At 45.9% G+C, this 24,123-nt stretch carries 17 protein-coding genes and 1 pseudogene; 4 read left to right on the forward strand and 14 right to left on the reverse strand.

Annotated features, from left to right (window positions below; all coding sequences use genetic code 11):
* Positions 1 to 508 precede the first annotated feature (508 nt).
* Positions 509 to 841, forward strand: coding sequence for a (2Fe-2S) ferredoxin domain-containing protein (locus tag QUB63_RS03595; RefSeq protein WP_332943430.1), 333 nt, complete (start codon positions 509 to 511; stop codon positions 839 to 841).
* On the opposite strand, the gene QUB63_RS03600 is transcribed toward QUB63_RS03595, so the two are convergent.
* The 8 genes and pseudogenes from QUB63_RS03600 to QUB63_RS03635 all read right to left on the reverse strand — a co-directional run bounded on the left by QUB63_RS03600 (position 838) and on the right by QUB63_RS03635 (position 10,582).
* The gene (locus QUB63_RS03600) at positions 838 to 2,073 is read right to left on the reverse strand and encodes a hypothetical protein (RefSeq protein ID WP_332943431.1); all 1,236 of its coding nucleotides are present in this window, start codon (positions 2,071 to 2,073) and stop codon (positions 838 to 840) included. The genes QUB63_RS03595 and QUB63_RS03600 overlap by 4 nt on opposite strands.
* A 127-nt stretch (positions 2,074 to 2,200) precedes the next feature.
* A pseudogene (locus tag QUB63_RS03605) lies at positions 2,201 to 3,569 on the reverse strand (IS4 family transposase).
* Positions 3,570 to 3,717: 148 nt separating this feature from the next.
* Entirely contained in the window at positions 3,718 to 4,095 is a 378-nt protein-coding gene (locus QUB63_RS03610; RefSeq protein WP_332943432.1) for an HNH endonuclease, read from the reverse strand.
* Between the two features lie 98 nt (positions 4,096 to 4,193).
* Complete coding sequence (locus QUB63_RS03615) at positions 4,194 to 4,820, reverse strand: cytochrome c oxidase subunit 3 (protein WP_332943433.1); 627 nt, start codon at positions 4,818 to 4,820, stop codon at positions 4,194 to 4,196.
* Between the two features lie 370 nt (positions 4,821 to 5,190).
* Entirely contained in the window at positions 5,191 to 7,008 is a 1,818-nt protein-coding gene (gene ctaD, locus QUB63_RS03620) for a cytochrome c oxidase subunit I (protein ID WP_332943434.1), read from the reverse strand.
* A 207-nt stretch (positions 7,009 to 7,215) separates the two neighbouring features.
* The gene (locus QUB63_RS03625) at positions 7,216 to 8,217 is read right to left on the reverse strand and encodes a cytochrome c oxidase subunit II (RefSeq protein WP_332943435.1); all 1,002 of its coding nucleotides are present in this window, start codon (positions 8,215 to 8,217) and stop codon (positions 7,216 to 7,218) included.
* A 218-nt stretch (positions 8,218 to 8,435) separates the two neighbouring features.
* Complete coding sequence (locus QUB63_RS03630) at positions 8,436 to 9,197, reverse strand: class I SAM-dependent methyltransferase (protein WP_332943436.1); 762 nt, start codon at positions 9,195 to 9,197, stop codon at positions 8,436 to 8,438.
* A 371-nt stretch (positions 9,198 to 9,568) separates the two neighbouring features.
* Positions 9,569 to 10,582, reverse strand: coding sequence for a S66 peptidase family protein (locus tag QUB63_RS03635; protein WP_332950270.1), 1,014 nt, complete (start codon positions 10,580 to 10,582; stop codon positions 9,569 to 9,571).
* A gap of 73 nt (positions 10,583 to 10,655) precedes the next feature.
* Between QUB63_RS03635 and QUB63_RS03640 the strand changes: the two genes are divergently transcribed.
* The 3 genes from QUB63_RS03640 (at position 10,656) to QUB63_RS03650 (ending at position 15,529) form a co-directional block, all read left to right on the forward strand.
* Positions 10,656 to 12,089, forward strand: coding sequence for a carotenoid oxygenase family protein (locus QUB63_RS03640; RefSeq protein ID WP_332943438.1), 1,434 nt, complete (start codon positions 10,656 to 10,658; stop codon positions 12,087 to 12,089).
* Between the two features lie 690 nt (positions 12,090 to 12,779).
* A complete protein-coding gene (locus QUB63_RS03645; RefSeq protein WP_332943439.1) occupies positions 12,780 to 13,601 on the forward strand; it encodes an SDR family NAD(P)-dependent oxidoreductase in 822 nt (273 codons plus the stop codon).
* Positions 13,602 to 13,774: 173 nt separating this feature from the next.
* Complete coding sequence (locus tag QUB63_RS03650) at positions 13,775 to 15,529, forward strand: asparagine synthetase B family protein (RefSeq protein WP_332943440.1); 1,755 nt, start codon at positions 13,775 to 13,777, stop codon at positions 15,527 to 15,529.
* 204 nt (positions 15,530 to 15,733) lie between these two features.
* On the opposite strand, the gene QUB63_RS03655 is transcribed toward QUB63_RS03650, so the two are convergent.
* From QUB63_RS03655 to QUB63_RS03680, 6 genes are all read right to left on the reverse strand, one after another.
* Positions 15,734 to 17,038 carry a hypothetical protein gene (locus QUB63_RS03655; RefSeq protein ID WP_332943441.1) on the reverse strand — a complete coding sequence of 435 codons (1,305 nt, stop codon included), beginning with the start codon at positions 17,036 to 17,038 and terminating at the stop codon, positions 15,734 to 15,736.
* A 78-nt stretch (positions 17,039 to 17,116) separates the two neighbouring features.
* Positions 17,117 to 18,304 carry a hypothetical protein gene (locus QUB63_RS03660; protein WP_332943442.1) on the reverse strand — a complete coding sequence of 396 codons (1,188 nt, stop codon included), beginning with the start codon at positions 18,302 to 18,304 and terminating at the stop codon, positions 17,117 to 17,119.
* A gap of 20 nt (positions 18,305 to 18,324) precedes the next feature.
* Positions 18,325 to 19,551: a diaminopimelate decarboxylase family protein gene (locus QUB63_RS03665; RefSeq protein ID WP_332943443.1), complete on the reverse strand. Its 1,227-nt coding sequence runs from the start codon at positions 19,549 to 19,551 to the stop codon at positions 18,325 to 18,327.
* Between the two features lie 140 nt (positions 19,552 to 19,691).
* A complete protein-coding gene (locus QUB63_RS03670; RefSeq protein WP_332943444.1) occupies positions 19,692 to 21,527 on the reverse strand; it encodes an asparagine synthetase B family protein in 1,836 nt (611 codons plus the stop codon).
* Between the two features lie 33 nt (positions 21,528 to 21,560).
* The gene (locus tag QUB63_RS03675; RefSeq protein WP_332943445.1) at positions 21,561 to 22,007 is read right to left on the reverse strand and encodes a DUF3859 domain-containing protein; all 447 of its coding nucleotides are present in this window, start codon (positions 22,005 to 22,007) and stop codon (positions 21,561 to 21,563) included.
* 153 nt (positions 22,008 to 22,160) lie between these two features.
* Positions 22,161 to 24,123 (reverse strand): CHAT domain-containing protein (locus tag QUB63_RS03680; protein WP_332943446.1); only part of this gene is annotated, 1,963 nt, incomplete at its 5' end.

Below are 24,123 nucleotides of genomic sequence, written 5' to 3' on the forward strand. Positions count from 1 at the left end.
ATTAGCAGCCGCGTTGCACACGTGTATCGAAATGAGTGGGGCAGAGTGCAAAAATCCCAAAAACGCTGGAAATCTTCGTCAAAGATTTATCTAGTTCGATCGCGAATGGTTGGCCTCAAAAGGTTTATCATCCGATTAGCAGCCGCGTTGCACACGTGTATCGAAATGAGTGGGGCAGAGTGCAAAAATCCCAAAAACGCTGGAAATCTTCTAGGTTGTAGGATAGACAAGATGGTCAAAGTCACAAATCATCTGCAAAGTGTCTGCGTCTATCAATGTTTATCTCAAAAGTATCTGCCCTTAGCCGATTCGTCAAAGATTTATCTAGTGCGATCGCGAATGGTTGGCCTCAAAAGGTTTATCATCAGATTAATCATGATTTGTGGGATGGGCTTTGAGCCTCGTCCCTAAAGCGCAAGGACTATTCGAGAATCTGGGTTTATATGCCCGCACCTATTCCCATGATAAAAAGATAGCATATATCTACCAGAATGTCAAGTACAAAAATATGAAAATTCAAGAATCTTCTAGGCGAGTTCTTGTGTGCCAAAACCGCACTTGTCGCAAGCAAAGTGCAGCAAAGGTACTGGTAGCTTTTCAGAAATTGTCAGGTGCGGAAGTTGAAGTTGTTGCTAGCAGTTGTTTGGGACAGTGCGGCCGCGGACCGATGGTGTTGGTGCTGCCAGAAAAGGTTTGGTACAGCGGCGTTTCTGAGTCGGAAGTTGCGGCAATCACCGAGCAACATTTGCGGGGAGGAAAGCCGGTAGAGAGGATGCTTTACCGCAAGTTTCACCGCCATTCTGTAGGGGCGGTGCCCCCTGGCCCGCCCGCCGGCATTTAAGAAAATTCTTCTGCAAACAACCTGCGGAAAATTTCGGTAACTTCGGCGGCGACTCTGGCGTCGAGTTCGATCGCAAAGCGATCGCCGCTGCTGGAACCGTCTAAAACTTTTTCGGCCCGCAAAGTCAGGGCTAAAGTTCTGAGTTTTGCCGGCTTTCCCGTCGCCTTCGGGCGATCGTCAACAAACCGCACTAAAGCCACATAAACTGTTTCTAGGGTTCCCCTCCTCGAACTCACTCCATAACCCAATTTTGAGATAATTACCGGAGAAGAGATGAGGCTATCCATCCCCAAAGTTTTGATTGCTGCGTCCGCGTATCGAGCGGTGTCATGTCCCATGGCTCTGACAATGCTTTCTAAGCTGCTCCACTGAGAGCCTCTCATGCGCGATCGCTGTTCGATGTGGAAGTGCCATCCTAGCATAGAAATCAGCCTGGTCAAGTCATAAGCCGATACAGAATTATTTTGTTCTGGGCTGTTTTCGGCGGCAGTTAGCAGCACTTGTTTTTTGCTGAGATCGAACATTTTGGGATTGTCGAGATAAGGGATGTCGCCGTAATCCCCGCGAAAAGTCAGGTCGTTATTGCCAGTAGTTTGCTTCAGCCACTGCTCTAGTCCTGTACGAGTATCGAAGCGTTTGAACATGGCGGCTAGGGAGTTTGAACTTGCTATATTTTCGGTATAGCTAATCATGTCTTTTGCTAAATCGTAAAAGTAAAGATCGTGTTTTTGCCCGTATCCATCTCTAACAACGCAGTTGTCAATGTCGCAGTCGGGATATTTGGTATTTAGTTGACTGACGATATTCAGGAGCGGGATAATTTTAGTGGCACTCCAAAATTCACCTCTGGTAAGTGCGTTTTTTCCCAGCCACTGCGCCTGGATTTTGTCGCCGATAAAAGTGCCAATGCAAACGCAGGCTTGTTTGATGTCTTCGTGGAGAAAGTTTAAGGCTTGAGGATTAATTTGAGGTAGTTCTCCGAGGCTGGGAAATAAGTTAAGTTTGAGGGGGCTATTGGCTGGGGGAATGTAGCTAATTACGTTTAAGCCGTCGGGTTTTTGTTTGAGATAATCGGGATAGTTCTGAATTTGTTTTTGGTAAGGGGAGTTTTGAATTCCCCGGTCTAAAAATGCTAGTTTTTCTGAGTTAGCATTGACATCTATTTCGGTTTGGAGGTAGTTTTTGAAGATGCGCGCTCGGTCTTTTGCGAGTTCGAGGGAGGTGAGATTCATGTGAATAGTTACTAGCTTGTTGCGAATAATTAAATAACTATACCACAAGGATAAAATAGGTTTGTAGTGAGGACTTTAGTCCTTCATGAATGCGGACTTTAGTCCAATGGCACTGAAAAAGGCTTAATCACGCCCTCCGTTTAGCTTTCAAGACAGAGCGAGGTTCCTGCATTCGAGGATACGGTTTCGGCCTGCGTTTTAAAACTCTGGGTTCAGAACGCTCAGGTCGAATCGTGAGTAAATTAGTTGCCACCTGTTCCAAAAGTAATTGACGCCATTGTCGCTGTTGGCGTTTTCCTGTAGTTGCCAACAGCGTCAATAACAGATTAAACTGCTGCCTAGTTGATTGGAATGAGAGTTGAAAAACTGTATTTTTTGACGAAGATACAGCCTGCCACATAATGGTACGTAGTAAAGTGTAGGCTAATAAGTGTGTCCAGATTTCTTTTCTCACCATCACCGGAGTTTTAGCTATTAACATCTCCATTTTTAACGTGGTTTTGAGATAGCGTAAATTGACTTCTGCTGCCGACCAACGTAATCCATATAAAGAAGTCAATTTTTCAACAGTGTACCGCTTGGCATCTACCAATGTTGTCACTACAATGATACGCTCATCTCTGAAGCCACGGCGTTTAATTCGTAAGCATACTTCCCGGACGATGAAACTAGACGGCAATGCCTCGAATTCCTCAAGAGTCATGTGGTTGGGACACTGTTGTGGCTTATTCCACACGACTTTGTGGTCGCCAATTCCCAACTTTTTTCCCCGTCGAAAGTCAGTTTTACGGAGATGATTTTTACGGAAAACAGCATCTGCTCCTTGCTGTTTCACTAAAACTAAATCAACATAATTACCATAAGCTTGCATAGCCAATATCACATCGTCTGGGACTAAATTTGCATAAATCAAACGGCTCATCACAATCTCACTGCTTGCCAAGGATGCTATGCCAGCGGATACCACAGCCCCTGTTAGTAATGAAAAGAGTACCACTATTTTAGCGATGGGAAATCCACACCCAGCTTTTTGATTACTGTGTTGCGGATACTCGGCTTGATTAGCAGCAGTATCATTCATCAACACTGTTGTCCCATCTAGTACCCGCACCCGTCGTCCACACCATTGTTGTTAAGCGAGGAACTTCCTTTTCTAGGGCTTCTGCGACTATTGGTACTAACTGTTGAACGAGTTTTTCTGGTAGTCGCTTACGAGCTTTACTATATGCCCCGGTATCAGAAGAAGGAGACTTGACTCCGGCCGCACTCAACCACGTACTCATCCGCTTCACGGCTTGACTCAAACTTTTGTCGGGATCTAGTACCTGGGATATCATCGCCCACAAGGTGACTATCGGTGTGTAGATGCTTTGGTAGTAGGTGATCTTCTCCTTCGCTAGAAGCTCCTGGACTAACTCTTCTGGCAGCAGCTTCTCCCAAGGTGAGGCAACGCTCTGCAAAAATTGTTGTTTGAGAATGCACGCACGATTTGGCATAATGGAGAGAGATATTTTGGTTTGTAAGGCAATTATCTATGTATATCTTGCCTTACAGATTTTTTTTGGCTCACTTTTTCAGTGCCATTGGACTTTAGTCCTCACTACAAACCTCTAGAACTAGATATCTGAGTGCGAGTTTTGCGATTCACGCTTTTTTGCCGTGTACTTGAATGCGTTTGTCGGTTTTTTGTTTCTTCACCCAAGAGAGAAATTTCTGGAGTTGGGGGTCATTTTTGAGCTTTTCTAGGGTGTTGAGCTCTTGGGCGAGGTGTTTGTTGTCGAAGAGAGAGTGAATCTGGCGGTGACAAGCTGAACAAATGTCGATCGTCTGGCTGGGATCTTCGTTTTTGCGCTTGGTGTTTTGTTTGGGGATGAGGTGGTGGGCGGTTAATGCTTCCATTTGTCGATCGCACAATTCGCACTGCATAATTTTCTCAATGCTGCTGGATAAGAGAATTGCTTCTTTTAATTTAGCGTAATTTAGGGCGATCGGCTTTGATATCGTGCCCGAGTTCGATCGCACTTCTCAAACAATAAAAAACCCCCAACGGGGGGTCATATTAATTTCTGGTGGGGCAGGCCGAAAAGCCTGCCCGCTAAATGGTAGAAATGCTTACGCCATCAAAGCACGTACAGCAGCACAAACAAAACAATCCAAATCACATCGACAAAGTGCCAGTAAATCTCAGTCGCTTCGATGCCAAAGTGGTGTTCGCTAGAATAGTGACCGGCAACGCGCGATCGCCAAACTACCCCCGCCATCAGCAGCACCCCAAACGTAACGTGCAAGCCGTGAAAAGCTGTCAAAACGTAAAAGCAACTGGCATACAAATTGGTGGTCAAGCCAAACTCTAAATGAGTGTATTCGTAAACCTGACCGAACAAGAAAACCGCGCCCATGAGGATAGTTATGAGGAACCAATTCCGCATTCCCGTCGCATCATTCTTCTTGATGGCAGTATCCGCATTATGAATCACAAAACTGCTAGCAATCAGAATTACCGTATTAATTCCCGGCAGCAATAACTCGCGATCGGGCGTACCTTCCGGCGGCCACGCGGGAGCCATCGCCCGATAAATCAAATAGGCCGCAAACATACCGAGAAAAATCATGCCCTCAGCGCATAGGAACACAATTACTCCTAACATTCTGTGGTCGGGATGCTCTTCGCCGTGCGCTTCTATTTCGGCGCTGTGGTGGTAGTTTAGAGCTGTTTTTGCTGGATCGATCGCTGGAATTTGTTGCATAATAAATTGCTAGTTGGTAATGGATGTGGAAGGAAGAAGTTCGGCAACGGATTATGTAACGGATGTAACGGATGTAAAGGATGGAAGGAAGAGGGAAGAGGACATTAGTGCCAACAATTGCCTGAAAATCTTTGTATCTCTCGTCGTTTATAACCGAGGCTCGATCCCCCTCGCATCCCCCTTCCCAAGGGGAGTAGGGGTTGACTTTGAGTGTTTCCAATTCCTGCCTTCTCAAGGGAGCTTTGAGTGCTTCTTGTCCCCCCCTTAAGAAGGGGGGCTAGGGGGGATCGAGAGCTTAATCGTCAGACAGCATATCGGTACTAGGTTTGACGTGTTTGTTGACTGATGACTGATGACTGATGACTGATGACTAATCGCCATCGTGACTTTCATCACCAGGAGAATCAACGTTTACCTCTGATTCAGGCTCGACCAAAGTTGCAGTCCCGCCAAAGAAAGTGGAAGCTTGAGCCTCCGCAATCGGAATACCGCGTTTCTGGCCGCTGGCGCTGGCGCTGGCGATCGCATTTTCCCTCAACTTCAGCCTGAGACGTTCCCCAGTCCGCTGAATTTTTTCCATGCCGTAATCGTAAGGCCCCGTTGCCAATACCGGCACTCCTTCAAAATTTTCGATCGGGGGCGGCGAAGTCGTCATCCATTCCAAACTCAAAGCTTGCCAAGGATTGTCACCTGCTTTCGGGCCGTACCTCCAGCTCCAAATCACGTTAATGATAAACGGGATTGTCGAGACTGCCAGCATATAAGCGCCGACAGTACAAATGACATTAATTGTGGTAAATTTCGGGTCGTACATTGCCACCCGCCGAGGCATTCCTTGCATCCCCAAAGCGTGCATCGGCAAGAAAGTTACAGTAAAGCCCACATAGGTTAAAACAAAGTGAACTCTACCCCAAAATTCATTAATCATCCGCCCCGTCATTTTGGGGAACCAGTGGTAAAAAGCAGCGTAAATTCCAAACACTGAGCCGCCAAACAGCACGTAGTGCAGGTGAGCGACGATAAAATAAGTGTCGTGAACGTGAATGTCGAAAGGTACCGAAGCTACCATGATCCCGGTGATGCCGCCGAGGACGAATGTTGAGATAAAACCCATCCCAAATAGCATGGCGCTGACTAGCCGGAGTTTTCCGCCCCAAATAGTTGCCAACCAGCTAAATATTTTAATCCCAGTGGGTACGGCGATGATCATAGTTGTGATCATGAAAAACATCCGCAGCCAGCCGGGTGTGCCGCTGGTAAACATATGGTGCGCCCACACGATTAAGCCCAAAAAGCTGATCGCGAGACTGGAATAGGCGATCGCCAAATAACCAAAAATTGGCTTGCGCGAGTGCACCGGCAAAACTTCTGAAATCACCCCAAAAAAGGGCATGATCATAATGTAAACTGCCGGGTGCGAATAAAACCAGAATAAATGCTGGTAGACGATGGGATCGCCGTTACCCGTCGGGTTAAAAAAAGCCGTCCCGGCTAACAAGTCAAAGGACAGCAAAATCAAAGCTGCGGCCAACACTGGAGTAGCAATTAAAGTCAGCGCTGAAGTCGCAATCATCGCCCAGCAAAACAAAGGCATTTCATTGAGAGTCATGCTCGGAACCCGCATGGTGAAGATGGTAACGGCAAAATTCACCGCCCCCAAAATCGAAGAAGTTCCCAGGATCAAGACGCTGAGAATCCAGATTTCTTCCCCCGCTTGAGCAGTAACTAGGCTCAAAGGCGGATAGGAAGTCCAGCCGGCTTGCGGTGCTCCCACCAAAAAGCTGCTCAGCAGCAACACGCCGCCTACTGGAATCAACCAAAAGGCAACGGCATTCAGCCTGGGAAATGCCATGTCTTTTGCCCCAATCATTAAGGGGATCAAAAAGTTAGCAAATCCGGCGCCTGCGGGTACGATCCACAGGAAGATCATTACCGTGGCGTGAACAGTAAATAAACTGTTGTAGAGTTCGGGGGCGACAAAATCGGAGTCGGGGGTGGCGAGTTCTGTTCGCACTATAGTTGCCATCACTCCGCCGATTAGATAGAAGACAAAAGTTGTTACCAGGTATTGAATACCGATGACTTTGTGGTCGGTATTAAAAGTGAAGTAGTCTCGCCAATGTCTGTCGGCCGGCGCTGTTCCGCGAGCCTCTATGTTGGCAGTTTCTTGGAACTGTGCTTGTGTCATAACAACAAAATAAAGGCTTCCTAGTTCGCCGTAAAAACTTCAATCGTAGTTTGATCGTTCGGACTTCAGTCCTTTTAATCCTCGGGAGCCGGACTAAAGTCCGATGCTGCGAACCTTTTAGTAGTAATGATTTTAATCATTTAAAGCCTCGGGAGCCGGACTAAAGTCCGAACGATCGAACCTTTTAGATGAAGGTAGGGACTATTTTTAGTGATGAGTTGGGTGAAGTTGTTCTAGGGTTTCGGAATTAATTTTTATTTCCCTGACGTAGGGAGCCAAAAATTCTCCGTCTGACAATTTCCCTGGATTGACTGCAACTGCTTGCTCTAGGTTTTGAGTGCTAGCAACTTGCTGTTCTTTCAGCCAACTGTTGAAGTCTTCGGGCGTGTGAACGACTGCTAAAGCTTTCATCGCTCCGTGATAACCGCCGCACAATTCTGCACAAACAACTCGGTATTCGCCGACTTTATTTGCTGTAAATCTCAGTTCGCTCGGTCGCCCGGGAATTGCGTCTTGTTTGAGGCGAAATTCCGGCATCCAAAATGCGTGCAGTACGTCTTGAGCTGAGATATTTAGCTGCACGTCGCGGTTGGCTGGCATGTGCAGTTCGCCGGAACTAACGCCGCTTTCTGGATAGCTAAAAATCCAGGCGTACTGCAAACCCATGACGTTTACAACTAAGTCTGGTGCTTTGTCTTCATTTTCTGGGGAAGCACCGACGCCTAGAGCAATCCGTTTATCCGACGGAATTTGAGGGGCTTTTTGGGGTGTATCTGACAGCGTGGCTGCGATCGCACTTCCGCGCATTTTAGATTGCGATTGCATGGTGCCGTGGTCGTGATTCCCCATCGGATCGAGGCCTCCCATTGAGTTGTAAATCTCAAAGCTGTAGACTCCGATTCCTAAAATAATTACCGCTGGCACGGCTGTCCAGAGAATTTCTAAGGGAAAGTTATCGTGCCAAGGCGGGCCGTCTGTGTTGTCTCCTTGACGGCGGCGGTATTTAATTGCAGCAACGATCAGCACTCCCTGAACCATGATAAATAGTCCAATGGAAATGGTCATCATTGTGTTGAAGAGTCCGTCTATCTGGGCTGCTTCATCTGAGGCGGCGATCGGAAGTAAACCGTGATTCTGCCCGTACCAGAGACTGATCAGAGTCACTCCGATGCCCGCGAGCATGGTGAGGATGGAACTTGGAATGTTCACGCTGGTACCTTGTAGTAGCGACACTTCTTCGCTGGAACAATTAAGGAAGCGCCTCTGGGTTGTCAATTTTTAATTGTAAATGGTATTTTTAGTAAAATGTCTATCTTAAGGGTTACTTAAGGCTTAGTGTTTTTGGGCGATCGCTTGTTCGCATTAATACGGCTTATGTCCCTTGACAAAAATCCGAAAAAATGGTAAGAAATTTGTTTTTTTTGCTACTATATTTGAGATTGTTTTTCAAATACCATTAAATGCTGCTGGGGTAACATATCTTTTGTCTCTTTCCATACTAAACCGACGGCGGCCATTTCTTTTTTAACCTGCTGCTGCGTCATTTTGTGCAAGCCTTTAATGGGGATCAGCGGATTTTCGCCCCGATATTCGATCGATACCGTGCGGCCTCCGGGTTTGAGTGCTTTGACAATTCCTTGCATCATTTCTCTGGGATAGGCAAATTCGTGATAAGCATCGACCATCACAACTAAATCCACGCTGTTTTCCGGCAAATTCGGATTGTCGATACTTCCCAAAACTGGCTCAACGTTAGAGATATTTTTTTCTTGTTTGTTCAGCTCAATATAATTGAGCATCTCTGGCTGCACGTCAACTGCAAAAACCTTTCCTTCGGGAACTAAGGGAGCGATGCGAAAGCTAAAATATCCGGTTCCCGCTCCAATGTCTGCTACAATGTCGGTTGGTTTTAAATCGAGATTGTTGACTAATCGAGCTGATTTTTCTTCCATGCCGCGAGATGGTCTTTCCAGCCAACTGGCGCCTTGATATCCCATGACTTGGGCAATTTCTCGACCCATGTAAAATTTGCCTGTCCCGTCGGGATTGTGGATTGTTCGCTGTTGGTAAATTGTGTCGCTGTTGGCGATTTTATTTGCTGCTGCTGCGCCGAGATTGACCGAAAACAGGCAAAATATTGTCAGGAGTATTACTGTTAAGGGTTTAATGAATTGTGCGGCTTTTTTCACTGTATTTCGTGTTTTTTATTTGAATGTTTGCTCGTTACTAGGCTCAAACTATCGAATTACTATCAAACTTTGCGATTGCTTCACTACGTTCGCAATGACATAATTAAGCACCGACCCTCTAAAAATCTGTCACCCGACCGCAGTGACAATCGTTGAATAAACAACCCTCCCTTTCACTCCGCCCCTAAATTGTTCTGTAACAAAACTTTTGATAAATGATATTACAAAACTTTGCTACAAAATAAGTATTTTTTTACACACGCCCTTCAATAACCCAGGTGCGTCGCTATGAGATTGTCGATATTTAGTTTGGGCTTTTTTAGGGAGCCGCACCCTACAAATTAGATTCCCGAGCATCGGAGTGACACAAATTAATTGACGGCGGATGATAATAATTTGATTGTACCATAATTTGCGTCGATTTCGACTTCTTTGCCGATCGGCAAAGTGAACTTATCCCGAATGTGTCCCGTCATCGAACCGTACCACGCGGGAATATTCAAGGGGCGGATGCGATCCGTCAAGACTTGAGACAAGGTGAGGGACTCTTGCGGTTTTTCGGCCTCGCACTTGGTGCACTGTCCGAAAACAAAACCGGATATTTTATCGAGAATGCCCGCTAATTTGAGCTGCGTCAACATTCGATCGATGCGATAAACCTCTTCGCTAACTTCCTCAACAAATAAAATACTGTTTTCCCAATCCGGCAAATAAGCTGAACCGATTAGTGTTGAGATTACCGATAAATTGCCACCGATTAATTTTCCCCTAGCTGTGCCGCGCCGGATGGTTTCAATAGGCATACTTTGGGAGTTTTGCATTGTCACAGAACCTCCGTAAAACAAAACTTTTTTGACGTAATCTACTGTAAAGGGACTCCAACTTGAGACACCTAAAGGGCCGTGAAAAGTAACTATATTAGTTTTAGCATAGATTGCCAATAATAGCGCAGTAATATCGCTGAATCCCATGATAATTTTGGGATTGTTGCGGATTGTATTGTAATCTAGGAGCGGCAAGATGCGACCGCAGCCCCAGCCGCCCATCCCGGTAAAAATAGCTTGCACTGAGTCGTCGGCAAAGGCTGCGTTGACATCGGCAGCGCGATCGGCATCCTTGCCTGCTAAGTAGCCGTAGCGGTCGTAAAAATGCTCTCCTAGTTTAACTTTTAAGCCTAGGTTATCCAGCACTTTGAAAAATTGCTGCACTTCTTTTTCGTAGTTGAAAGCGGCAGGATTGATTAAGGCTACTGTATCGCCGACTTGCAGGCGGCGCGGCTCGATCGCAGTTTTGGGAAATAGGTTGGTTTGGGCGATGGGTAAAAGCTGAGTACCAATAGCAGTCAGCCCAAAAGTTCTGAGCAGGTAGCGGCGGGGGAGAGTCATAACTGTTAGGTAATTTGTGCTATAATTGTATAGCAAAACTTCTGCCCGCTCAGTTTAAAATTGCCAGTTTCCAATGAAAACAGACACTAAAATCTCAGCTAAAAAATCCTGGGCTAAAGCTTTAGCCCGTCCGGCTGCGGAATTTCCCCTGACTCAGTTATCCGTTAAAAGCGGTAAAATTCCCGCAGGATTGCGCGGCACTCTCTACCGTAACGGGCCCGCACGTTTGCAACGCGGCGGCATGAATGCGGGACATTGGTTTGACGGCGATGGTGCAATTTTGGCTGTACATTTTACCGATGCGGGTGCTGCGGCTGTTTATCGCTACGTGGAAACAGCGGGATACCAAGCTGAGGAAAAAGCCGATCGGTTTCTCTACAGTAATTATGGCATGACAGCACCGGTGCCTGTGTGGTTGCGGTGGACTAAATCTGTTAAAAATGCTGCCAATACTTCAGTTTTAGCTTTGCCCGATCGCCTTTTAGCTTTGTGGGAAGGCGGCGCACCTCACAGCCTCGATTTGCAAACCTTGGAAACTCGCGGAACGGACGATTTAGGCAGTTTAGAGAGTGGATCTTCTTATTCCGCTCACTGCAAGCGCGACCCGATTACTGGCAATATTTTTAACTTTGGAATTACACATGGTGCGAGTACAAAGTTGAATCTATATAAAAGCGATCCTACAGGCCAAATTGTGCAACAAGGAACTGTGGCTTTAGATGGCCCTCCTATGCTCCACGATTTTGTTCTGGCCCGAAAGTATCTCATATTTTTTGTGCCGCCAGTACGAGTAAAATTTTTGCCTGTGTTAGCTGGAATTAGCAGTTACAGCGACTCTTTGGAATGGAAACCCGAGTTAGGAACGCAGATATTAGTTGTTGACTCGGAAACTCTCTCTTTAGTTAGTCGAGGCGAAACCGAACCTTGGTTCCAGTGGCATTTTGCTAACGGCTTTGTCAAGGAAGATGGTTCGGTGGCGGTTGATTTTGTGCGCTTCGCTGACTTTCAAACTAATCAGCGACTGAAAGAAGTAGCGGCGGGTGAAACACGCACCGATGCGGAGGGTTCCCTGTGGCGGGTGCATCTCAATCCTCAAACTGGCAAAGTGACAGCAGCCGAAGAATTGCTGGATCAACCTTGCGAGTTTCCGACGGTACCTGCTTCAGAAATAGGGCAAGACTCGCGATATATTTATCTGGCAATGTATCGGCCTCACGTTGATATTGTAGCCGAACGTTACGGTGCGATCGCCCGTTTGGACACGCAAACCCGCCATCTCACAATTGCCGACTTGGGCGAAAATCGCTATCCCACAGAGCCCATCTACGTTCCAGATATTTCGTCGGAGAAAGGTTGGATAGTAACAGTTATTTACGACGGCAATTCTGACAGCAGCGAAGTCTGGATATTTGACAGCGACGGACTTTCCCGCGAACCTGTTTGCAAGCTAGAATTGCCCGGTGTCATACCTTTGGGCTTTCACGGCACTTGGAAATCGGCAGTATGAGAAAATTGTAAAGAAGTGTTGCGGAAGATTTATTAAAAATTGTTGCCGCTTTAACTTCTAGTTGTTAAGGTGTGTGTAGATAGGAAATTCTCATATCTAGGAGGTGTGGAATTGATAATCTGCATTGCTCAATTATCCTGTGCCAATTCGGACGAATCCCCGGCGATTTTAAGTCGCGGTTGCACAGGATCTCGTCTGCCTCTGCAGACTAAAAAAAGAGGGTTTAGTTGACAGTTGACAGTTGACAGTTGACAGTTGACCGTCGATAGCGACCTCTACCAGGAAGGAAGAGGATTGGAGTAATGAATAGTCTTCTTTTAATTTCTCCCGCTTATGGGTTCCGGCTTTAAACCAATTTTTTTTGGTAATAAAGCCCGCTTTGGCCAGGATTTCCGACTAGGTTGGCCCATCTCAGGTTTGTCTGCTTGAATGAGGTTAAAAGACCAGATATTTGACTGATTTCTGGCCAACCAAAAGTTTAGTTCAACTCACGCGCACGTTAGCGATTCAACAGTTTTTGGTTTTGAGTTAACCCCACAAGTAAATGAGGTCTATCGAAACAAGATAGCCTTTTCAACAATTATGAATTATGAGTTGTTACCGCCAAAACATTCAACTCATAACTGATAATTCACAACTCACAACTCATAACTCCGTGCCGCGGTGAGCATCAACCAAAAGGTTTAATCTATGCAACTTCAAGGAAAAACAGCTCTTGTTACAGGAGCTTCGCGCGGAATTGGGCGAGCGATCGCCCTGGAATTAGCGAGACAAGGAGTCAAACGTTTGTTGATTGTGGCCCGCAACCGCAGGCAATTAATTGAACTGGCAGAGGAAATCGATCTTTTTGGCACAGAAGTAGTGCCGTTAGCTTTGGATTTAACTCAGTCAGTAGCGGTGAATATTGCGATCGCCCAAGCTTGGCGAGATAGCGGCCCGATTCACCTGCTAGTCAACTGTGCAGGCGTCGCCCACCAAGCATCATTCTTGCGTTCCCCGCTGCCGTTAATCGAGTCAGAAATCGCCTTAAATTTGCTCGGAACCTACACAATTACTCGGTTAGTTGCGAGGCGAATGGCGGCGCAAAAAGACGGAACAATCGTCAATGTTTCGAGCTTAATGGGAAAAATCGCCGCTCCCACAATGGCCACTTATTCTGCTACCAAATTTGCCATTTTGGGCTTCACCCAAGCTTTGCGCAGCGAGTTAACTCAGTACAATGTTCGAGTCACAGCTTTATTGCCCTCTCTAACAGATACCGACATGGTGCGAGACTTGGAACAATTTCGGTGGGTAGTGCCCACAACTCCCGAAAAAGTTGCCCTAGCACTTGTCGCGGGATTGCACAAAGACGCGCCGGAAATCTTGGTAGGATGGCAAAGTCATCTAGCAGTTTGGTGTCACCGAATTGCGCCTTGGTTGCTGGATTTTGTGTTGCGGATGGCGACTCCAGAACTTCGGGATAAATCGCGGGGCCGTAAATTGCGGGAGGCTTTAGCTAGCGGGCGATAAACCCTTTTCTGATTAGGACTTACGCACTGGTGGCGAGAAACCGGGTTTTTTTGCGAAAATATTTTGTTGCAGCCCGCAGATTCAGTAAAAAACCCGGTTTCTAGGCGTCGGAGTGCGTAAGTCCTTGGTCTGTTATAATTGAGATTATTTAAAATTATCTTGATTTCGCAAAAATGAGCAATAAAAAATCATTCCTAAATTACAAAGGTAGCCAAAAACAAAAATCCTCTGTCCGTCCAAATTCTCTGGTTGAATTTGCCTCAAGTTGGCGGATAGCTTGGGGAAAAACAGACGCGATCGCAGATAGTACGGCGTGGCGAGAAGGTCAAATTGCGATTATTTGCTCCCACCCAAATAATCAGCTAATTCTAAGTCCCTCAGAAAAATTTGCAGTTGTCGGCGATATTTGGCTGAGCAACCGATTAGAATTGCTGGAAAGATTGGGGATTGCTGCTAATAGTTGGCAGGGGTGCGATCGCCAATTAGTCGCTCAACTGTGGGAACGCTGGGGAGTTGAATGTTTGCCGCTGTTGGCGGGTATGTTTGTCTTTGCTGTTTGGGACAGAGAAGGGCAAGTTTTGCGGCTGGCGCGCGATCGCGCGGGTGCGCGCACTCTTTACTACACTGATGTTGGCGCGACTCGCTGGATTGCTCCTCAACGGAGGGCGATCGCACCATACCATTCAAGGGCGATCGACCTCACAGCGCTGCGAGATTACCTCTGCTGCTCCTTCGTTCCGGGCGATCGTACCCTCTGGCAGCAAGTGCGAGAACTGCGCCCAGGAACCGTTTTGAGCTTCCCTGACGAGACGATTTCCCCTTACTGGGAACTCCGAGAACAAGTTGTCGAGGCCGAACAATCTTTAGAATGGCACGGCGCGAGATTGCGCTCTCTTTTAGATGAAATTGTCCGAGAATATTTGCCGACAAATCAACCTGTAGGGGTCTTTCTTTCCGGCGGTTTAGACTCTAGCTGCATCGCCGCTTTAGCTGCTAAATTTCACGCTCGACCAGTTCACACTTACTCAATTCATTTTGGTGCAGAATGCGCCAACGAATTAGAGTTTTCCAGTTTAGTCGCCCGACACTGCCAAACTCAACACCACATTTTAGAAATTAGCTTTCGGGATATGTGGGAAAAGTTGCCAGAAACGATGGCCTATTTAGACGATCCGATCGGCGACCCGCTGACAGTGCCCAACTTGCTGTTAGGAAAATTGGCGCGAGAATCTGTCGAAGTTGTCCTCAACGGCGAAGGTGGCGACCCCTGTTTTGGCGGGCCTAAAAATCAACCGATGCTAATTAACAGCTTGTACAATTCTCTCACTAATTTGGATGCGCTGCCAGCGTATTTAATCTCATTTCAAAAGTGCGCTGCGGATTTGCCTCAACTGTTAAAACCGGAAATTTGGGCGGCGGTAAAAACAGAACCTTCGGTATTTAGTGCGGATTTAAATGCCAGCGGCAATTATCTAAATCGATTAATGGCATTAAATATTAAATTTAAGGGAGCAGACCAGATTTTGACCAAAGTGAACAACTTGACTCAAGCTGCTGACTTGCACGGGCGATCGCCTCTTTTTGACCAGCGAATAGTTGACTTGAGCATGACTATTCCACCGGAGTACAAACTATCGGGAGTTGTGGAAAAAGCTGTTTTAAAACAAGCGGTTGCAAACCTTCTCCCCGCTCAAATTTTAGACAGGCCGAAAAGCGGGATGTTGGTTCCCGTACAGTTGGGATTTAAGAAGTTTTGGCAGCGAGAGGCTAAGGGTTTGCTGCTGTCGAAAAAAGCTGCGATCGCTCCTTATTTCAATCAATCTTTGATAGCTCAATGGCTAGACTATGAAGGAGATACCTGGGGGCGTTACGGCGTTAAGCTGTGGCTGTTGACGAGTTTAGAAATTTGGCTGCAAGGTAATAAGTAATATCTTTTCGGTAGGGAAACGGCACTGCCGTGTCCTCTATTTCATCCGTAGGGAAACCGCACTGCCGTGTCCTCTATTTCATCCGTAGGGAAACGGCACTGCCGTGTCCTCTATTTCATCCGTAGGGAAACGGCACTGCCGTGTCCTCTATTTCATCCGTAGGGAAACGGCACTGCCGTGTCCTTTCCCGTAGCCCTACAAACCTCAACCAAAACTGTCAACAACATAGATAGAACTATCCGTACCGCCTAGCAGGATAAAACTGCTGTCATCGCTGCCTATATCTCGACTTCCGGCAATTCCTCGATTCAGAATTTGAATCAGTTTTTGAGGACTAAAGGATTCCAATTCTACATAATTACCTAATTCCAACCACTTCAATTCTTCAGGGGATAAATCTTGGCGAATTGCTGGTGGCAATTGTACAGCATCTCGTGCCGAACTATCAGAACTTAGAACAAACATATTGTCGCCAGCCGCAATAATTTGCCTGGGCAGAATTCCGATATCAATAATTATCGCGCTGCTATCTGAGAACCAATTAGGACTGGTGCGTAGGTGGTCAACTAAACCAATTCCTCGGGGAGTGCAATCGTGCAAAGCGTAGACTTTTAAGTCAGGATTTCGGCGCAGCATTGCCATAGTTGTGTCGAAGATACTTTGAGGATATCCGGTAATGCTGAGCACTGCACAGTTGTTTTCAAAGTGAAAATTGTTGGCAATTAAAAATTGGGCAATTTCCGGGCGATCGCACACAACCAATCTGTCAAAACTGTAAGCGCTGACATCGGGACTAACCGCGGTATTTGCATTTAGAACGCGGGGAGGCGACAGCAATTTAGTCATAGAGTTAATTTCTGTCCAAGTATTAAGCCAGCCTTGAAACAGATTGAAACTAATAGTAAAGTGTTGACGATTTGCAAGTATTTTGTCAAATTTCAGGCTTCCCAAATAGATAGATAGGATTCCGATAGCAGAGCTAGCTAAAAACAGCGGGAAGGAACTTGATAACAGACTTACACCAATTCCACACACCAGAACTATTCCTCCCCAAACTTGCAAAGTCTTTGCAAATTTCTGGCGTTGTTTGTACGGATAGTTCCTAGAACGGCTAGCAGTAAAAGTTCCTGCAATCAATAAAATATTTATTACAAACATTACCAAAATGAAAGCTAGACTCCCTTCAGGAAATAGAGCTGCTGTGCACATAGCAACAAAGATAATCGAAACTATATTAATAACTAGGTATCCTGGGATTGTGTAGAACTCATCATAAATTTTTGGTCTCGATCGCTTGTCTAAAAGGTAAAATAACTGCTTAGGGGTAAAAAACAGCGTATCGTTAACAGAAACATCAGCGATCGCCTTGGCAAACATGGGGTCAGTTATTTTGACACCAGTCATTGTAGTCGGTTCAAAAGCAAACCGATGATTGCATTGTTTACAGCGACCGCTATTTGCCGTGCGCTCTTTTAAATTATGGTCAGTTTGGCAGTTAATGCACTTCATAAAAATTTCCTATTGATGATTCAAAAAACTCGATCGCCTAACAAAAGGTATCGCTTTCTACCAACAGCGCTATAAACCTCAACCAAAACAGTCAACAACATAGATAGAACTATCCTCATCTCCTAGTAGAATACAACGGCGACCGTCCCTGCCTAAATTTCGACTCTCGGCAATTCCCCGGTTCAGAATTTGAATCAGTCTTTGAGGGCTCAACGATTCCAGTTCTACATAATTACCTGCTTCCAACCACTCCAATTCTTCAGAGAATAAATTTTGACGAATTTCTGGCGGCAACTGTACGGCATCTCGTGCATATTCCGAAGAATTTAAAACAAGCATACTGTCGCCAGCAGCAATAATTTGCCAGGGGAGGAGTCCGATATCAATAATTATCACGCTGCTATTTTGAAACCAATTAGGACTGGTGCGCAGTTGGTTAACTAAACCAATTCCTCGGGGACTGCAATCGTGCAAAGCATAGACTTTTAAGTCGGGATTTCGGCGCAGCATTTGCATTATTGTGTCAAAGATACTTTGAGGATATCCGGTAACGCTGAGGACTGCACAGTTGTTTTCAAAGTGAAAATTGTTGGCGATTAAAAATTGGGCAATTTCCGGGCGATCGCACACAACCACTCGATCGAAACTGTAAGCGCTGACATCGGGACTTATGGCAGCATTTTGATGTGTATCGCGGGGAGGTGGCAGCATTTTTGCGATCGGGTTGATTGCTTTCCATTGATTAATACAGTATTGACACTTATTGAAATCAATTTGATAAGTTTGAGCTTTATTAGGTGATTGGTGAGCGTGTCGGTGGTATATTTTTCTGACTTTTGGGCGTCCAGAAATGATAAAGCTTATCCCCAAAAAACAGGATACTACAAAGAGCTTAATGGAAAGTGTAGAATTTAATAATACACTACAAATGAGTCCTAATGCTATAATTAGCCATCCCCAAACTTCCCAAACCATTCCATTTTCTGGCCGATCAACAGTTTGGGATGTTGTAGTTGTGTAGGACACTCTAGGAATTTTTTGTTTGAATCGCTTGCCAAAAAAATAACATAACTGTTGGGAAGTAAAAAACAGCGTATCGTTCACAGAAATATCTGCGATCGCCTTGGCAAACATGGCGTCAGTTATTTTGACACCATTGATAGTAGTTGATTCAAAGACAAACTGATGATTGCATCGTTTGCAGCGACAGCTATTGGCCCTGCGGTCTCTTACATTATTGTCAGTTCCACAATTAATGCACTTCATAAAAATCTCCTCCCGATTATTCAAAAAACTTGATTTGCTAACAAAACTCTGTAATCTTCTCTTTTGCGAATCGGGCGGTGTTGGCTATTTTCTAACAGCACTTCCGGTGGTCTCGGACGGTGTAAAAAATGCGACGACATCGCATATCCGTAAGCCCCCACATCTAAAATAGCCAGGATTTCTCCGATTGCTAAAGCCGGAAGTTGACAGTTTTTTCCCAAATAATCCCGCGAATAAGTAGTATTACCGCAAACATCAGTAAGATGTAGAGAATCCCGGCAATTCCAGGTATAAATCTCTCGATAACCGCCGTGAACTGACGGTACTGAAAGATTGGCAACAGTCGTATCTAAACCGACAATTTGTTTGGCTTCCTGCCATTTCGCGGAAACAACTCTAGCGAGCAAAGTAGCACATCCCGCTACAACCGATCGCCCCGGTTCAACAATTAACTCAATCGGGCGATCGAGTCGCTCAATTCTGTTAGTTAATTCTGACCCAAACAGTTCCCAATCAAAAGCTGTACCCCCGCGATAAGGATAGCCGAAACCACCGCCAAAATCGAGATATTCCCAATCTGGCAATTGCTCCGCGACGGCAATTACAGTATCAATTACTTGAGTAAAAGCTGCGGTAGAATTAGTGCCAGTACCGCGATAAAAATGCAAGCCGCTGAGCTTTAATCCGGCTTTTCTAGCGAGGGCGATCGCCTCTGAGAATTCGGTCGATCGCACTCCAATTCGACTGTCTCCAGTTAGTTCGGGCAAATTCAGTCTCAAACCCAAACTGGGGGGTTCTAAAATCTGTTGGTTTTCCCTGAAAGATTGGTAAACCTCACAGCACAATTGCAACTGAGCGAGACTGTCGAAATTCAGAGTTTTGACACCCCATTTTAGAACTTGTTCCATCTCGTCTCCGTGCAAATTGCTGCCGCTGTAAACAATGCGAGCGGGCGCAAAACCTGCCTGAATTCCTAAATAAATATCCCCCGGTGTATTGGCGTGCAGTCCCCACCCGCAAGCTTGAAAAATTTGCAGCAGTGCAATGTTGCCGTTCGTTACGCTGGCAAAACAAAATTGAGTTTGCGGATAGGAAATTGCCTTAGTAATGCGGGCGATCGTCCGGCGCAAAATATCGCTTTGATAAACGTAAAGCGGCGAACCGTAAGTAGCTAATAACTCTTGGGCTAGGGCAAGAGTAAAAGGTTGTTCTTTGAGAATTGATTTGCGATGGGTAATTGTTTGCATAAGTATAAAGTAGGTGTTTGTTTAATTAAGACTGACGCACTCCGAGGAAAGAAACCGGGTTTTTACCGAGATTAAAGGCTATACCGATCGTCTTTTCGTAAAAACCCGGTTTCTGCCCGCATCCAAGATAAAGGTTGATTTTATTCTGCCCACCGCTGGCGGTAATTCCAAACCGATCGAGGCAACCAAAATGGATGATTCCAAGATTTGTTTTTCACCTCCTCACCTAAAATTTGCGATCGCCAAATTTGCCACATAATTAACAGCCAAAGAATTTCGCCAATGCGGCGCCCTTGAATTCCGGCTGCGAATTTGCCGGATACAATTCGATCGGCTAAATCCGGTTGCCAGCGTTTTTCTGACAGCAGCACGGCAGGATTCAACCAATCGCCAATGTGATGCCAAAATTCATTAAAACACCAGGAAGTTAAAGGAACCCCCATACCCCGTTTTTCCCGCCAGACTATTTCCGCAGGCAGCCAATTTTCTACTGCCCGTTTGAGGATGTATTTTTCGCAAGCGCCCCGCAAACACAATTCTCCTGACAGTTGAAACGTCCAGTCTGCCAGTGCAAAATCGCAAAAGGGCGATCGCACTTTCAGACCAAAAGCTAGAGCTAAATTAGCAGCACGGGGATGGATGTTCTGCGCGCCTTTGAGCATCAGCCCGGCGCGGCGGAGGCGATGGAGCAAAGACCCGCCCAAAGCAGGATTAAGAGCCTCTAGCAGCCAATCTTGAGGGTGCAAATTCTGAATTTGAGTGTAAATTTGCGGCTGGTAAACTTTAGTTTCGTATCCCCACATCCGGTGAAAAGTTCGCAGGTATTGCAGGGCAAAAGCTTCGTCTCCGGCTGGATTTGCTGCTTGATAAACGCCCGCTGCAATCAGGGGTTTATTCGTCCATCCCGCAAATAACTGATCGCCGCCTTCGCCGTTGAAAACGAGATCGGTTTCTTGACTCGCCGCTTCATTTAAAAGGTACAGCGGCACTGTAACTCCGTCGCCAAAAGGCAAATCTAAAGCTTTCACAGCAGAATGCAAAACTTGTTTAATCCGGTGCGGCCTGGCATCTACTTTTACTAAGGGAATTTTCAGCGAGTAGGCAACTTGTTCTGCCCAAGGATATTCAGGAATTCCGGCTTCGCCAAAGTCGAGAGTATAAGCGCGCACTTTGACTCCGGCTTTTACTAATAAAGCTGCGACAACTGAGGAATCTAAACCGCCTGATAGAAATACTCCGACAGTTTCACTGCTGTTTATATCGGCAATTTGACGGTGAACGGCATCTTTAAGTAAGTTTTGTAATTGTGCGATCGCTTCTGCTTCGTCTTGTATTTTTTCTGAACTTTCTCCCCATTCCAACAACCGTTTTGATTGGGGTTCAAAAATGACACGGCTATCTCGATCGCACTCCCAAGTCAATTCGGTTCCTGCGGGAACTGCGAACACATTTTTGACAGGAGTTAAAGGAGTTGGGACATAGGAAAAACAGCTATAACCGTACAAACCGGGAATGCTTGCATCTGGCTGTTCGCAAATATTTAAAAGCAGTTGCAAATTCGATGCAAACCAAATACTCTGCCCGATTTGCGTCCAGTAAAGCGTTACTCGCCCGAAGGGTTCCCGTCCCAAAATCAGGCAATTTTCGCGAACGTGTGCCCAGGCATCGGGTAATAGCAAGCCGTTAGGTGATGGATAGGTAGATAGTCCAGATGCCGAGAGGGCTGCGATTTGCAAGGTTCGAGTGTCCTTTTTCGTCGGCAAGCTTGGCGTGCTATGGAGTTCGGTACTAGCAACATTCCAGATTGGGTGATTTGGGCTGTCTGCGGTGGAGAAACTGGAAGAATCCTCGACTTTTTGAACTGGAATTTCTCTGACAGACTGGCTGATAATTTTCGCCAGCAGCGCTTCTGATTTGTGGCGAGAATCGCAGCCCCAGTATCCTAAAAATTGACGCGGTTTGTTGGTGATTCCCATATTAAAATCTATCCATAGGCGAGTTTTTTATGATTATTTAACTTCAAAGGATGTACTGCCGATCGCGCGATTTTCAAGGAACATTTTAACTTGCCAATTTCCGGTAGCAGCAGCAGTACCAATTTGGTACCGACATTGAGTATTCCAGATGGGTTTGTCGATTTCGCGAGTTTGATAGCGGTTTTGTCGGACAACTTGACCGCTGGGGTCAATCCAATCGCAAGATAGCGATAGTTTTTTCCCTACAGGTGCATCTTTCAAGGTAGTACGGTAAAATATTTCTGGATTGTTTTGGCGGGAAATAACTGTCAAATTGTCGCCGTTATCCTGCACCGAAGTTATGCGGTTTTGCAGAATTGAAACGCGATCGATCGCTTGTCGGTTTTGCTGAATGTAGAATCCGGTAAAGGCGATCGCCCCCGCAGCAGCCGCCAATCCTCCTGCAATCCTTAGTTGAGTTTGAGTCAGCCGATTTTCCATATATTAAGACCCAGTAGGGTTTTTTATGAAGGTTGTTCATGAATGCGGCTTACTGACATTAGTTAATTAACATCCTAAAACAGGCTAAACTTAAAGTCAATTCATAAATGTCATAACTTTTAGTTCATAAAAGTCATAATTAATTTTTCACAATCATTTCCACTCCCCTTGCAAGGTAAAAGCCGCCCAATAATAGGGCGAGCGCCATTTTTCCTGCTGCATCATTTCCATCTGCGCCGCCCTCAAAGCTGCCGCTGGTGCTAACTTTTGTTGCTGCATTTTTTGATAAAACTTTTGCATTAACACAGCAGTTCCTTCATCATCCACATACCACAAACTCACCGCCACCCGCTGCGCCCCCGCATACATAAAACCCCTTGTTAATCCCACCATTCCTTCGCCTTTAACATTCTGTCCCATTCCCGTCTGACAAGCACTTAAAACCACTAAATTTGCCGCCAGTTTTAAGTTGAAAATATCCGTGAGGCGCAAAAAACCATTGACAAGATTGCCTTTGTCATCTATCATCGACATCAGAATTCCTGACAATTCGGGATTTTTGCTGTTGGCAAGGCCGTGGGTGGCGAAGTGAACGATTTGATAATTGGCTAAACTGCCGTCGGTGGCGGTAGTGCGATTGGCATCAAAATCAATCTTTTGACTGCTAGAAGCTGAGGGGAATAAGCTGGATATTGTTTGGGCTTCTTGGCGCGTAAATGGTAGGCGTTCGGGCGGCCATCCCCTATTAGAAGCACGAAGCGATCGATTTAAACCGAGGTTGTTTGCTTCTAATTTTTCTGTTGTTGCTTGGGTGATTTTTCCTTTAATTCTTTCATCGTCAGGACTGAAAACAGGATCGGCTAAAATTGCTAAAGTTCGGCCCGGCGGTTTTCTATCTCCGTAATTTTGCCTGAGAATGGCGAGAGTTGAGGCAGAAGGCAGAGTGATAATTTCATGTTCGACAATTAAGGGAACATTGGTATTTGGTCTCCTGGTTTGGTCAAGAGTTAAAACTTGAAAAGGGGTATAGTGCAGCACGCCGTCGGGAACAATTAATAAGCGTTTTTTGCCTAATTGGGCTGCTGCGGGTTGTAAAATTACTTGACCCAGATTTGCACTGGCTTGGGCAACTTGTTGGGGAATATCTCTCTGGATTGGGCTAGTTATTGCCTCTAGGAAGTCCTTAGCTGCTGTTTCAATATCTGCGCGTTTTGGCAATTCATAGCTAATTAGTCCGGTTGATGTCACAACCCACAAATAACTGCGGTTTTTGCCGAGGGAATACTGCAATAAAATCGTGTTTTCATCGAGAATCTGTTTCTGAATTTCTGGCAGTGTTAAAGGTTGGGGTTGGGTGAGGGCAGCGTAGCGGGGGCTGGCGGTACGAATATTGGTTTGAAGTTGCTGATATTGTTGTAAAAGTGCGAGGCGCTGTTTGTCGATTTCAGCGATTTTAGTTGCGTTGGGATTGGGGCTGCTGATTGCTTCGATGCGCTGCTTTTCAATGGCATCGAGTTGCTGTTGCACGCTCTTTTCTTGTTGCAGTAAATCGGGGTGAATGCCTTCGCGAATGTTGGCGTTACTTTCAAAGAGGAGTTCGAGGAGGCTGCGGGCCCTCGAACGTTCGCTGGCTTCTAAGGCTTTGGTATCGTAACCGGATTTAGGATTAGTTTTATGCAGTTGCATTAACAAATCAATGTAGAATTCGTAGTAGTTCTGTACTGTGGCAAAGTATGAGCTGCGGAGTTCAGGGCTGGCTATTTTGGTGCGGAGGCTTTCGATGATTTTGAGAGAGGATTCAATGTCATTGAGGGCTTCGCTAAGATTGTTTTGGTCGCGTTTGACAGAAGCCATGTTGAAAAGGGCGAGAGCTTCCCCACCGAGATCGGTGACGACCCGAAACATGGTAAGGGACTGGCTGTAATTCTCTAAAGCTTTCTGTTTTTCTCCCAATTCTGAGTAGATACTGCCGATGTTGCTGAGCGTATTAGCTTCCCCACGGCGATCGCCCAGAGCCCGAAACATGGTAAGGGACTGACTGTAATTCTCTAAAGCTTTCTGCTTTTCTCCCAAATCTGAGTAGACAAAGCCCATGTTGTGGAGGGTGTTAGCTTCT

Origin of the sequence: Microcoleus sp. ARI1-B5 (assembly GCF_036705795.1) — a bacterium.
GTDB lineage: Bacteria > Cyanobacteriota > Cyanobacteriia > Cyanobacteriales > Microcoleaceae > Microcoleus.